Genomic DNA, 13,315 nt, shown 5'->3' on the forward strand with positions numbered 1-13,315 from the left:
TCTGGCGTTGTTTCAGCGATTTCGCGTTAACGGCAAGATCGAAGAACTTTTATCATTATTAAAGTGATACTCTCAAACAAATACCCACGTGGACACCCACAAAAATTGTTGGTAGATTTGCAGATACCAATACCATGGCACCATTTTGGCACGGCGAAATACCAACAGACTACAAATCTTCTTTGAATTCAAATGGATGGAGGTGGATTTTTTTTGGTTTTTTGTTGCTCGTTCAGCACTCGGAGCGTCTCGGCCACCACGAAACAGCCCATAAGCCCATGCTCCTGCGCGGACAGGTGACGCGCTATGCCCGCATCACAGGCCGCGTGAAATATGATACAGTTGCGGGATTAACCGAAGCTTTGACACCGGTGCAGACAACGCATTTTGCCGCTGTTACTCTGCCGGATGACATTAATCCGTGCATCACGGCGATCTGTACCGCACCGCCGGAACCCTGGACGGCTGGAAGGAGATAGCCGCACTCTCCATCGGCCATTCCCGTTTGAGCTTCGCCCTGTGCGCGGCCTTCGCCGGGCCTCTGCTGCGTCTGGCCGGTCTGGAAGGCGGAGGTTTCAGCTTCGAGGGAGCTTCGTCATCGGGCAAGACAACGGCCCTTCAGATTGCCGCGTCCGTCTGGGGCGGCCCGGAACGCATCCGAAGCTGGCGCGCCACGGACAACGGCCTTGAGAACATCGCTATCCTGCACAACGACAATGTGCTGGTTCTGGATGAAGTCGGACAGGTCAACGGGCGCATCCTGGCCGAATGCGCCTACATGCTGGCCAACGGTCAGGGCAAGGGACGCTCCAGCCGCGAAGGCAATCTTCGCAAATCCCAATCCTGGTGCTTGCTCTTTCTTTCCAGATGTAGCGTTTCCGGGCACTTGGCGTCGAAACAAAGACAGCCGCGTCCGGCCTTCTTGTTCCGGACGCGGCTATGGTGCAGTCATTCTCCTCTTATACCCTGGTATTACGCCATGACGTTACGATGGTACCATCATCCTTTCTGGTAATATCCAGCATTTTTTCCGCCAACAGGGGATTGGTAAAGGTAAAGTCGGAGCGTTTGTGGCTGCCTCTGGTTTCCTTGCGTTCCAGTGCCGAACGCATGATACATTCCGCGCAGTCGAAAAGGTCGAGAACCTCTGCCGCTCGCATGAGCGTATGCGAACAGGAGGTCTTCAGGTTGTTCTTCGTCTCTTCGCGCAGCTGAGCAAGATAGGTCAGCCCCGTATTGAGAAGGCTCTCGGAGCGCACCTTGTAGGGGCCTACGTTGGCGTAGTCACTCATGATCTGCGTAAGGGCGATGTTGGCCTCCTGCCAGGAAGCGCCTTCCGTGCGTTCCATAAAGGAAGAAAGCAGCTCCATCTTGGCCCTGATGACAGGATGGTCTGCAAGGTTTCCGGCTGCCTCGGGCACAAGGGCCGCAGAGGCTGCTGCGGCGCGTCCTGCGCGCCAGCCCATCCATGCTGCGAGACCGAGTCCGCATCCTGCGTTGCCTACCATATCGCCAGCAGCATAAAGTCCGGGCACGGAGGTCAGACCATCCTTGTCCACGTCAAGGCCGCGGCCGTGCAGGATGGGTTCGAAACGGGTAAACTCCACGGCGTGCTTCGCTGGATCGATACCCTTGTCGTCCATGTAGGCGATGAGTGCGGAAAGTCCCTCATCGAACATGGCCTTGCGCATATAGGCCAGCGTTTCCGGAGTATTTTCCGAGCAGTCGAGATAGGCTGGTCCGCGGCCGTTCTGCATGACATCGATGAACGCAGAGTTCCAGATGTCGGAAGTCACGTCGCCGTATTCAGGATCGGGTTTGGTGACAAAAGGTCCGAGCGGACGGCCGTCGGGATAGCGGTAAACGCCGATCCATGTGGCCTTGCCTGCACGCTGTATATATTTGGTGCCCGCATGGGTGTAGGGTATCTCCATGTTCACCATGCTCGCGCCGATACGCCAGCCCAGGGCCTGTCCTCCGGCATTGTTGGGACAGTGAGCCGTATTGAACAGATAGTTGGGAGTGGAACCGTTAACATACAGGCGATGGGTCAGCCCTGTGGACAGGATGACACAGGGAGTCTTGACGAGAACAAAGGAAGGTTCCGTCTTTGTGGCATCAATGGCAAGGACGCCGCAGACACGGCCGTTTTCCTTGGCGAGTTCTACCACAGGATGGTGATTGAGGACGGTGACACCGTGTTTTTTCATCTGTTCGGCGAGGACGGCTTTCTGTTTGCGACCGTCGAATTTCAGGAACGCACGGGGCTTGCCGGGAAGGGCGTGCCCTTCGAAGTTCCAATGTCCCAGAGGGCGCATGTTGATGCCCCATTCCTCCCATTTTTTTACGATGTCGAAACTTTCCAGAAGATGCAGGCGCATGAGATCCACATCCTTGGCCTGCCCGACAAGACTGTTCATGAGCGCATTGAGTACCGGTTCGACATCGCTGCCGTGTACTTCAGGGCAGTAGCAGGAGAAGTGATCGTTGCCCGTGGCTCCCGAGCCGGAACGCCTTACGTGGCATTTCTCCAGCACGAGTACACGTTTTGCACCGGCTTCGCTGGCGGCAATGGCTGCCATGGGACCGCCTATACCGCCGCCTACAATAACGACGTCAGCTTCGAGAGTCCTGGAAATAGAGAGCATTACTTTGCCTCCCGTGGCTTGAGTGTGTCGGCGTCAACGTGCAGGAGCATATACGCCAGAGGTATACGAAGGGTGACGGCTCCCTTTGGACAGTCGATCACGCAGGAATCGCAGTGCCAGCACTCATCGGGAAATTTGACCCGTGGTACAGTATCCACAGAGCGGTCGAACACAAAGATATTGGAGTTGCAGATGTCCACGCAGGTTCCGCAGCCCACGCATTTGTTGCGGTCAATGATAGGGGGCATGATTTTCTCCTGTGCCTGTGAAAAGAAAAAAGGCGGCCCTGCACAGAGCAGGGCCTCTGGCCGTCAGTTCCAGCGTTGACGCCATTGCTTACAGACCCGGCCGTCTTCCTGCCAGACGTTCAGGAACTTGTCCGCCAGCAGGGGATTGGTGAACGTGTAGTCGGAACGCATGTGCATTCCACGGGTTTCCTTGCGTTCCAGCGCCGCGTGCATGATGATTTCACCGTTGTCCATGAGGTCGAGTGTTTCAATGGCGCGCATGAGGCTGTGAGCATCGGGAACAGCGATTTCAGAGAGGGCGTTTTTGCGCAGGTCGGCCATATATTTCAGACCGGCGGTGAGCAGTGTGGCCGAACGCAGGCGGTGCGGCCCGGCAGCGGCATAGGAATCCATGATTTGCTGAAGCGCAAGGTTGGCTTCCTTCCAGGCTGCACCATGGTCGCGTTCAAACAAACTGCTGTATAAGGCTGCGCGTTCCTCAACCCAGGGTGAATGCTCCACGTCCTTGAATCCGCAGGACGAGGCTGCTGTGCCCGCATGTCCGCCGGCTATCCAGCCATAGACGGCGGCTCCGGCGATGTCGGCCCGGAAGTTGCCCACCATATCGCCCGCGGCGTACAGCCCGGGGACGGAAGTCTGCCCGTCGATGTCGATTTCAAGACCGCGTCCGATGAGGTGCGGTTCGTACTGCATAAACTCCACAGCGTGCCTGGAAACGTCCAGACCAGTGCGCTCCATGTAGTCAACCAGTGCGGTCAACCCTTCACTGATCATGCCTTCCTTCATGAAGGCGAGATCTTCGGGACCGGTTTTCGTGCAGTCGATATAGGCCGGGCCGCTGCCGTTGAGCAGCACATCTGTGTAGGCGGAATTCCAGACATCGCAGGTGATGTCGCCCACATAACGGGTGGCCTTGTCCACAAAGGGGCCGAGCAGCTTGCCGTCAGGATACTTGTAGACGCCGATCCATGTGGACTTTCCGGCGCGGGCGAAGAACTTCGGTCCGGCGTGGCGGTTGGGCAGTTCCATGTTCACCATCTTTGCACCGATGCGCCATGCCTGAGCCTGCGCCGCTCCCGCACAGGAGGGACAGAACGCGGTGTTGAAAGGCCAGCCCGGAGAGCCGGCGGCAGGATACAGCCGGTTGGCCGTTCCCGTGGAAAGGATGACCTTTTTCGCCCGGATGAGCGTGAAGGAGGGGACGTCTCCCGTAACGTCCAGCGTGAGTGCCCCCGCGATTTCCCCGTCCGCCTTGACAAGGTCGATGACCGGGTGATGATTGAGTATCTTCACTCCTTCTTTCTTCGCCTGGCGGGTGAGTACCTGCTTCTGGTTGTGGCCGTCGTATTTCAGGAAGATGCGGGGCCGCCCAGGGAAAGCGTGCCCCATGAATTCATAGTCGTCTCCGAAGGGCTTCATATTGATGCCCCATTCGTGCCAGCGATCCACCATATGGATGGATTCCAGCAGAAAACGGCGGGACAGTTTCGCATCGTGCCAGGGGCCAAGCAGACTGTTCAGCAATTCCTTGAGGATGACGTCCACGTTTTCGCCGTGGGCCTTGGGATAATAGCAGGTGAAATGGTCATTCCCTGTGGCTCCGGAACCGGAACGGCGGGTATCGGCTTTTTCGGCAACGAGCGTGGAGGCGCCCGCACGGGCTGAAGCGATGGCTGCGCAGAGGCCGCCGATGCCGCCTCCCACGATCAGGACGTCTGTGGAAATGGGATCGTTGAATTTCAGCATGGCAGTCTCCTATTCGTGCAGGGTGTCTGCATCGACATGCAGCACCATATAGTTGAGGGGAAGGCGCAGTTCCACGGCTTTGACCGGACAGTCAAGGACACAGGCATTGCAGTGCCAGCATTCTTCGGGATAGGCGACCTGAGGAACCTGGCCTTTTTCCTGTTTGAAGAGATTCATGGGGCATATGGTTGCACACATGCCGCAATGGGTACAGCGATCAGCATGGATGAATGGGGGCATAGACTTCTCCTTGTGCGTTTTGCCTACATGAGGCTGGGAATAAAAAGCGAGATGGGCGGGAAGGCGATGATAAGCCCGAGGCAGAAGAACAGTGCGAGAACAAAAGGCGTGGCTGCACGAAAAACCAGGCCAAGAGGCACGTCTGCGATACCCTTCATGACGAACAGGTTGATGCCGAAGGGCGGCGTTATGGAAGCCATGTTGTTCAGGATGGCGAAAATGACGCCGAACCATACCAGATCCCAATGGAAACTTTTGGCGATGGGCAGGAAGATGGGGACGGTGATAAGGATGAGCGGGATGGCCGGAAGGAAGCAGCCCAGAATACACATGACGAGAATGATGACAAGCATGATAATCATGGGAGCCACCCCCAGCGAAGCGATGGAGCCGGCAAGCATGGTAGGCATACGGGACATGGTCATGAAATAGCCCAGAATGGTCGCGCCGCCGAGCAACGTGAAGCACATGGCCGTGAACCGGCTGGATTCTTCCATGGACTTGCGGAACGTGCTCCACTTCAGACGCCCCATGAGCACGCCAAGAATGAGCGTACCGGCGGCGCCGATGGCGCCTCCTTCCGTGGCAGTGAACAGTCCGCCGTAGATGCCGCCGATGACCAGAATGAACAGAAGCACGATGGGCAATCCTCCCTTAAGGGTGGAGAGCCTTTCGGCGATGGGAGCCTTTTCCCGTCTGGGCGCGAGGTCAGGATTTTTCAGTACCATGAACCAGATGATGGTCATGAAGCAGAGCATGCACAGAACTCCGGGGAAGATACCGGCCATGAACAGGTCGCCGATGGACTGCTCCGCAAGTACCCCATAAAGAATAAACGTGGTGGACGGCGGAATCAGAGAACCGATGGTGCCGGAGCAGGACAGAGTGCCGAGTGCGAGTTTGTCGTCGTAGCGGGCTTTGCGCATTTCCGGCAGGGCTATGGCGGACATGGCGATGGTACCTGAAAGCGTATCGCCTACCACGGCCCCGAACAACGTGCAGGCCGCGACCGTTCCTATGGCGAGTCCTCCGCGCATGTGGCCTATCCATGCGGTTCCCAGCCGGTAGAGATCTTCGCCGAATCTGCTGTAGTAGCAGGCGTATCCCATGAGCATGAAGGACATGAGCGGCGCCCAGGTATAGTTGGAAACCGTGTTGAACCACGAGTTGCCGAACATATTGATGCCCGCAGCCTGCCCGCGGAGTACACAAACGAAAAGCAGACCTGTGGCCATGAGTGCAAAGCCTATGGGCATCCCCAGGAAGAAAAGGGTGAACAGAAAGACAATGCCGGCAATGCCGACATACAAACTGTTCAGCCCTACAATGCGATGCGTTCCGAGCCACCATGCAAGACACAGAGGAACAACGGCGAGTCCGAGCCCGAACGCGATTTTCCTCCAGTCTGCCTGACGCAGCAGGGCGAGCAGGGACACGAGAGTATCCCGTGCCAGTGCGAGAAACAGGAGCGCTACGCCCGCTACGCCAAGATAGATGAAGGGACGCAGGGGAAGACTGAGAATCGGCGTCGCCTTCTGATTACTCATGCCATAGCGGGTCATGGCATAGATGCACATACCGATGGTGAACATCGACCACACGGTGGTGGCAAATTCGAAGGCTGCCCGCGTATCGGTGCGGAGCTTGCCGGTAAGGATGTCCATGCTGATATGGGTTTTCGTGTACTGGGCATAGCCCGTGTACGAAAAGACGATCATGGCCATCATGAGTCCGGTAAGCTCCACGGTGCCGTCCAGCGGGTGGCCGAAGAAGTAGCGGAGAAACACATCGACAAAGGTGACGAGAACCATGAGAAACAGAAAGAAGATGCCGAGATTGCCGCACCAGCGCAGAGGCTTTTCAATAAACGCGCTTGCAGAGCAAATGCGCTGCAACGTCGGGTAATCGCGGGGTTCCGTGGTCAGGGACATGAAAGGCTCCCGGTAAATGGAAGGGCTGGAGGAGGAGAAAACGGACAGGGGCTTTCCGGCCCGTGGAAACGAACCGGAAAGCCGGCCGAAGAGAGAGACTATTTCAGAGTCTCAAGCCAGGTTTTTTGAATGAGCGAATCCTTCCACGGGATGCCGAGTTTGTGTTCCAGCTCGTAGAAGGTTTTCTTCATGTCCGCACCGGGAAGCCCTTTCTGCGTCAGGGAGTCGAACCATGCATCGACCGGAGGCTGCATGAGTTCGCGGGCCTTGGCATAGTCGGCATCGGAGAGCAGGATAAATTCCTTGCCTCCCATGTCCGCTCTCCATTTCTTGATGGCGTCGGTATCCGCCGCCTCCCAATACTTCATGAAAGCCCTGTCAGCAAAATCGCCGGACACTTCATCCAGAATTTTGCGCAGATCCTCGGGCAGACCGTTGTATACGTCCTCATTGATAACGACGTAGAACAGGGTATTCTGTACGGAAAGATCCGTGAGGTATTTCAGGCAGTCACCGTAGCGACGGGAAACCAAAAGTTCGGGTGCAAGCGTTGTGCCTTCGATAACCCCCTGCTCCATGGCTGAATAGAGATCGGAGAGGGAGAGAGAGACCACGGTAACGCCGAGCCTTTTCAGGCGTTCGGCGATCATGGCACTGTTGGCGTTGATTTTCAGTCCCTTGAGGTCTTCGAGGGTGCGTATGGGCTTATTGGTCGTGCCGATGGTCAAGGAACCGCTGGCATGGGTGAAGAGCAGCTTTACGCCTTCAAGCTCCCTGAGGACCTGAGGATAGACCGCATACATACCTTTGACCAGTGCCGTGCCATCCGCGAGATAGAGTTCAGGCGAAGAAATGGAAAGAATGCCCTCGTGAAAGGGGAATTGGCCGAAGTTGGCTTCGTAGGCGCATTCGGTGATGTCCGCTATGCCGGACTTCACCGATTCAAAGGCTTCGGCACGCGGGCTGAGGGCTTCAGCGAAATAAGGCTCTATCTTCAGGCGGCCTCCGCTGCGTTTCTCCACTTCCTCCACCCATGCCTTAAGCGGCCCCTGCCAACGGGTATGGATGGGAGGGATGGGAAGATTGAGGCTCAGCACATACTCTGGATCCGCATGAGCGGCTGCGGGCAGCATAAAGCCCAGACAAAGCAGTACAGAGAGCAGAAATTTACCAGCCTTGTTCATCATGACCTCCGGGAACGTTTGGGAATACCTGCCGGGAGCAGGTTTCCTGAATGTGATAAAAAATGAATAGGCACACGATTTGTTAATAAAATAGCAAGAATCATGCCAGAAAAATTTTTCAAATAATTTTACATAAATATTTGTTTTTTGAAAAAAGATGGTTGCTGGATTTTCATGATGTTATTATAAAAACGCAAAGCAATTTAAGCATAAAAATCAGACTCTGCGGGAAGGACGCCATTGGGAGGGACGCCATCCTTCAGTCTGACGGCTCCAACACGGCAGGGGAGGAAACAAGGCATGCAGGATGAAAATTTTTCTTTTGAAATGACGGCCAAATCGTGCCTGGTCATGTATCGGATGGGAGGTCTCAGACATGCCCTTCTGTATCTGCACGACCTTCTGGAAAGCAAAAGGCGCGTGGTGCGTATCAATACGCTTTATTGTGACAAGACGGCTTCGTATATCATCAATATGGCGGACACAAGCACGGTGAGTGTTTCCAACAAATTCGCCGGGGCGGCGCAGATGCGGCCCTTGATCATGAGCGAAAAGACGATGGAACCGATTATTGTCGACGACCTCGCCCCCTACCAGTGCAATGTGGAACAACTCGATCCACTCTGGCGGGATATGCCCTATCTGCAACATGCCTCACTGCTGAGACTTCCTCTTTTCGTCAATAAGGACAACGTGTTTCTTATCAATTTCTGGTCGGATGACGTAGGGGAATTCAGACACGCCGACATAGAGGATTTTTCCCGTCTGCTGGAACCTCTGGCCGAGGAACTGCGCATCAATCTTTCCGACATGAAGCTGCACGGGGCAAAACCGCACCACCAGCAGACGGTTACGGGCATGGATAAGCTGCGTCTCCGTCCCGGTCTGATGGCAGTGCGCCGCATAGTTGAAAGCGTGGCTCGAACCGATACCACCGTACTCCTGCTTGGCGAAACGGGCACGGGCAAGGAAGCGGTAGCCGATGCCATTCAGCAGAATTCGGCCCGCAGGAACGAGCCGTTCATCAAGATAAACTGCGGGGCCATACCGGAAAATCTGATAGACAGCGAGTTGTTCGGATATGCAAAGGGTGCGTTTACCGGGGCCTCCGGCACAAAGGCCGGCTATTTTGAAATGGCTGACGGCGGAACGTTGTTTCTGGATGAAATAGGCGAGATGTCGCCCGCTTCACAGGTACGGCTGCTGCGTGTGCTGGATACGGGCATGATCTGCCGTGTTGGTTCGACACGCTTTTTTCCCGTGAACGTGCGCATCATCGCCGCCACGCATGACGATCTTCAGCAAAAAGTGGCGGAAGGCAGGTTCAGACGCGACCTGTGGTATCGTCTTTCCGTCCTTCCCATCCATATTCCTCCGCTCAGAAAGAGCCTGGACGATATACCCGTCCTGGTTCAGTACTTTGTTCGTGCCGGAGCGCACAGGCTCGGACTGTCCTTGCTGCCTTCCATACCCGAACAGGAGATGCGCCTGCTGCTTCAGTACGATTGGCCGGGCAACGTGCGCGAGCTGGAACATACTGTGGAAAGAGCGCTGGTGAAGTACGGTCTGGAAGCAGGAAACAGAGGGCTGCATTTTGAACTCATGCCCTTACCGGAAAAAGCAAAAACTCCTGACGCGGGTTTGCGCAGAGAGCAAGGATGGCCTACACTGCGCGAAATGGAAGACCGCTATATCCGCGAAGTTCTGGAACACTGCGGGGGAAAGCTGACGGGCACAAACTCCGCCACCAGTGTGCTGAATATCCACTATAGTACGCTGCGCACCCGTATGCGGCGTCTGGGACTCCTCCAGAGTTAGGGCACAGTTCTCTCCTGTATACAGGTACTTTGCAGAGACGGAGAAGGACCTCAACAAGTACGCCTGAGGTCATGAAGTCAACGGAATGGGGGGGGGAGGAGATAGGAAGGCAGGCTGAACCAGATGGCCTTCACTGCGGAAACAGACGCAAGGCCGAGAGACCACCAAAGGGAGCAGACGGGTATAGCTAAAGCTGTGCGGAAAAAGTACCGTGCAGAGCGAGGGAGTGCACTGCATGAAAGGCTTGAGTGTTTGATAAAAAAGTCATATTTGGCGAGCCGACCACTCTCTTCTGTTTTCCAAGGACTGTAAGAAGTTCGGACACAGACGACGCCCGCCGCATTTCGCGGCGGGCGGTTTTCGTGAGGAGGAGTTACTGGATGGTTTCAGGATCGACAAAGATCCAGTTCTTGTCGGCTGTGACGGGCATCTTCAGCTTACTCTGCTGTTCTGCGGACTTCTTGGCGTGCTCGATGGTCCACAGCGCCTTCTTGTCCTTGGTGGGCTCGCCGGGCTTACGGTTGATCCACAGCTTGATGCCGCCGCGCTCCACATCCACGCTCTCCAGCATGTAGGTATCGGAACCGGTGGAGTCGCCGCCGGCCATGATGGGACGCTGCCACTGGTTGATGTAGCCGATGGTGGATCCCTGCTTGCCCTCAAACCAGGTCATGGGGTTGGTGAGGAAGGGCGTGGTTACGAGTTCCATGTTCTTCCTGGGGTCGTACTTGCCGGCGCTGATCTGCATACGGGCGTTGGTGAGTTCGCCGGTCTTGGGATTCTTGAGCAGCACGTTCACGCCGATGACCTTTTCGGGATCGACGTTGTAGCCGTACTTGGGATCACAGGCGATCATGCGGATAATCTCCTCATGCGCAGCGGTCATGATGTACACATCGATGCCGTTTTCCCGCAGCTTGGCATAGAGTTCCTGCATGCCTGTGAACATCTTCGGGATGGGGAGCTTCACCGTAACGACCTTGTCGCCGTCCCACACCTGGCGTTCGATGGGTTCCTTGAGCGCCAGCAGTTCGTCGAGGTTCTTCTTAAGCTCGGTCAGCGTGAATCCGGCAAAAATCTGCGAAGCCCAGGGATAGCTGATGAGGTCATGCATCTCACACAGGCGCCAGTAGTAACTGGTCATGTTTTCCTTGCCGCCCTTGAAGTCGGGGCTGTCCTTGAAGGGGATGAGCTTCAGGGACGGATCCATGGTATCACGGGTGAGCAGGCCCTTCTGATCCATATACGCCAGCAGTGGATCCAGAAGGTCATAACGATAGGTAGTCTGGTCCATGTCAAACGTAGCGTACTGGCCCTGATTGGCGTTGGCCTTGATCATGGCCTCGATCTGGGCGCGGGCTTCCTTGGGCCAATGCTTGAGTTCGGTGGCCGCGCCGGCGCTGCCTGCCATGAGTGCGCAGCAGAACGCGGAAGCGAGCAGAGACGTAAGGAGTTTCTTGATCGTCATGGAGACCTCCAGAGTTTAGGGTGAATATTCTGGGCCTTTACCGGATGTACCTGTTGATGGCGGCCAGGCCGTCCGAGTTGGCGCGGAAGAACAGCCGAACGTCCCCGCCATCGTCGAGGTCGAAACGTGATTCTTCCAGCAGACCGTTGGATTCCGCCGTCATGAGAGCGGTGAGCACGTCCTTCCTGTTGAGAGCCTTGAAGCCGCCGTAAACGGGACGAAGAGCTTCGATGACTTCGTCCGGGCAGGCCTCCCGTCCATCGGTGAAGAGTTTGAGTATGGCGAAGTTCAAAGGCATCATGGCTCAGTTCCCCTTTTTCCTGGCGAAGTACGCCAGTGGATTCGTGGCAATGGTGAAAATGCCGATGATCATGAGCAGGGCAGCGATCCAGGCGATGAACGGCATATCCCAGCCGTCGATGCCGAAGACCAGCCCAATCCAGATCCAGCAGAAGAACGGCCCCCAGAAGGAGAACATTCCGTTGCAGGCCATGCCGAGAGCCGCGCCGCACATGGCGTTGCCCTTGTACCAGAGCATGAAGCCCCAGTAACAGGCAAAGCCGCCGATGATGAAGAATTTGATGGATTCGAAGTCGCACAGCGCCTGGCTGATGATCTGGAAGCCATCAGCTCCGCCGATGAGCGCGAGGATGGGAACCATGATGACAAGGTTGGAAAAGCCGTTGGTCACTTCGCGGATGGCAATGCTGACTTCAGGGTCAATCATGGAAGAGGCGTAGCCGCCCACACAGCCTTCGATGCCCCAGCCAAGCGCCGCGGCAAAGCCGAAGAACAGGCCCGTCAGCATATGGGGATGGGCTTCCGTGCCGTTCATACTGGTCATACCGATGAGCGCGCTGGCGCCAAGGCAGATAAGGATGCCCAGCGCCATGCGGGGAGTGAGCGGCTGCTTGAAGAGTATTCTGGCGAGAATGGCACCTATGGCCGGGCACAGGGCACTGATGGGCACAACGATGGAACCGGCCTGCTGGAGACCTACGACGTAGGAAGTGGAGGCGAAGGGGCCGCCGATGAGTGCAGCGCAGGCGAGGATGGCGCCGGGCTTCGTTTTGAAGCTGCGTCCGAAATCTCCGAGTTTGCCTTTCCATGCGGCAATAAGCAGGGCCCACAGAGCGCTGAAGGTATCGGTCAGGGCCGCGCCGAGAGCGCTCAGCATGAAGGCCACGGCAAAGGGCGTGAGGCCGGAGTCTTCCCCGTACCAGCCAACCCAGATGCCTACGGACATGGCCAGGGTCATGAACGCCGTGTAGTTGCCGTAAGTGACGCCCGACATGACGGCGGTGATGATGCCTCTGCGCCGGAAATTGTCTGCAAGCCGTTGTTTGGCTGCCGCCGGGGATTGATGAACTGCTCCGGTTGTCTGCGCCATGCTGCCTCCTTATAAGGGTTACGGGTCCGGGGGATACACGGAAGATGTTTCAATCCACAGTCGCCCCATCCGCAGACTGACTCCGCAACCGACGGATAGGGGGCGTACGGATTGCCCCTCCCTGAAGGGAGGGGTTACGGAAAAAGATTTCATCGGCTTCGCCGGCTTGTCAACAGCTCCTTTCCCCCTGATGGGAAGGTCTCAAACCACAAAGGAATTTTTGATGAACTTCCAGGTGCATATCCGGCAGAGAAGGGGCGAACGCTTCGCCCCGCTTTGCCCTTTCAGGCCTTCCATAAGGAGAAGCCTCGAGTCTTCCTGCTGGCTGTCTTGCAGAAAGCCTGCAGGACACCTTGCCGGAATAGTGACAAGAATAACCTTACCCCTGGGGGGAAGGTCAACCCTGATTTACCGCAAAAACGCGCTCTTCGGCTCCAAACCGTGCCTTTTGAAATTTTTGCCTGTTATTAGGGCAAGTTCATCCCGTGCCTTGGGAAAAAAAATTTGATTCTGATACGGCGGGCGGCGGCCTGGAAGCCAAAAATTTTTCTTCAACTATCTTGAATGACTAAACAAACAGTTTATAGAAAAGACTTGCAACGGCGTGAGTTTGCTTGCTTTAAGTGCGGATGCGGCCTTTTG

At 56.1% G+C, this 13,315-nt stretch carries 11 protein-coding genes; 2 read left to right on the forward strand and 9 right to left on the reverse strand.

Annotated elements, in window-relative coordinates:
• Positions 1-421 precede the first annotated feature (421 nt).
• Entirely contained in the window at positions 422-1,015 is a 594-nt protein-coding gene (locus Q0Z94_RS02300) for a DUF927 domain-containing protein (RefSeq protein ID WP_298067315.1), read from the forward strand.
• Here the strand turns inward: Q0Z94_RS02300 and Q0Z94_RS02305 are convergent.
• The 6 genes from Q0Z94_RS02305 to Q0Z94_RS02330 form a co-directional block, all read right to left on the reverse strand.
• The gene (locus Q0Z94_RS02305) at positions 960-2,648 is read right to left on the reverse strand and encodes an FAD-binding protein (protein WP_298067317.1); all 1,689 of its coding nucleotides are present in this window, start codon (positions 2,646-2,648) and stop codon (positions 960-962) included. The genes Q0Z94_RS02300 and Q0Z94_RS02305 overlap by 56 nt on opposite strands.
• Positions 2,648-2,896 (reverse strand): ferredoxin family protein, encoded by a 249-nt coding sequence (locus tag Q0Z94_RS02310; protein WP_298067319.1) that lies wholly within the window; start codon positions 2,894-2,896, stop codon positions 2,648-2,650. The genes Q0Z94_RS02305 and Q0Z94_RS02310 overlap by 1 nt, the downstream gene beginning before the upstream one ends.
• 63 nt (positions 2,897-2,959) lie before the next feature.
• On the reverse strand, positions 2,960-4,642 hold the full coding sequence (locus tag Q0Z94_RS02315) for an FAD-dependent oxidoreductase (protein WP_298067321.1): 1,683 nt from the start codon (positions 4,640-4,642) through the stop codon (positions 2,960-2,962).
• A gap of 9 nt (positions 4,643-4,651) precedes the next feature.
• On the reverse strand, positions 4,652-4,966 hold the full coding sequence (locus Q0Z94_RS02320) for a ferredoxin family protein (protein ID WP_298067405.1): 315 nt from the start codon (positions 4,964-4,966) through the stop codon (positions 4,652-4,654).
• The gene (locus tag Q0Z94_RS02325) at positions 4,906-6,813 is read right to left on the reverse strand and encodes a TRAP transporter large permease subunit (RefSeq protein ID WP_298067323.1); all 1,908 of its coding nucleotides are present in this window, start codon (positions 6,811-6,813) and stop codon (positions 4,906-4,908) included. Before Q0Z94_RS02325 ends, Q0Z94_RS02320 begins: the two co-directional genes overlap by 61 nt.
• Before the next feature lie 98 nt (positions 6,814-6,911).
• Positions 6,912-7,997 carry a TRAP transporter substrate-binding protein gene (locus Q0Z94_RS02330; RefSeq protein ID WP_298067324.1) on the reverse strand — a complete coding sequence of 362 codons (1,086 nt, stop codon included), beginning with the start codon at positions 7,995-7,997 and terminating at the stop codon, positions 6,912-6,914.
• A 300-nt stretch (positions 7,998-8,297) separates the two neighbouring features.
• Between Q0Z94_RS02330 and Q0Z94_RS02335 the strand changes: the two genes are divergently transcribed.
• Positions 8,298-9,815 (forward strand): sigma 54-interacting transcriptional regulator, encoded by a 1,518-nt coding sequence (locus Q0Z94_RS02335; protein WP_298067325.1) that lies wholly within the window; start codon positions 8,298-8,300, stop codon positions 9,813-9,815.
• A 373-nt stretch (positions 9,816-10,188) separates the two neighbouring features.
• Here Q0Z94_RS02335 and Q0Z94_RS02340 read toward each other — a convergent pair whose 3' ends face one another.
• From Q0Z94_RS02340 to Q0Z94_RS02350, 3 genes are read right to left on the reverse strand one after another with little or no spacing between them, the layout of a single operon-like run.
• Positions 10,189-11,283 (reverse strand): hypothetical protein, encoded by a 1,095-nt coding sequence (locus Q0Z94_RS02340; protein WP_298067326.1) that lies wholly within the window; start codon positions 11,281-11,283, stop codon positions 10,189-10,191.
• 37 nt (positions 11,284-11,320) lie between these two features.
• Positions 11,321-11,584 (reverse strand): hypothetical protein, encoded by a 264-nt coding sequence (locus Q0Z94_RS02345; protein WP_298067327.1) that lies wholly within the window; start codon positions 11,582-11,584, stop codon positions 11,321-11,323.
• Positions 11,585-11,587: 3 nt separating this feature from the next.
• Complete coding sequence (locus tag Q0Z94_RS02350; protein WP_298067330.1) at positions 11,588-12,673, reverse strand: hypothetical protein; 1,086 nt, start codon at positions 12,671-12,673, stop codon at positions 11,588-11,590.
• Positions 12,674-13,315: the final 642 nt, after the last annotated feature.

It is taken from the genome of uncultured Mailhella sp. (genome assembly GCF_947631555.1).
Classification (GTDB): Bacteria; Desulfobacterota; Desulfovibrionia; order Desulfovibrionales; family Desulfovibrionaceae; genus Mailhella.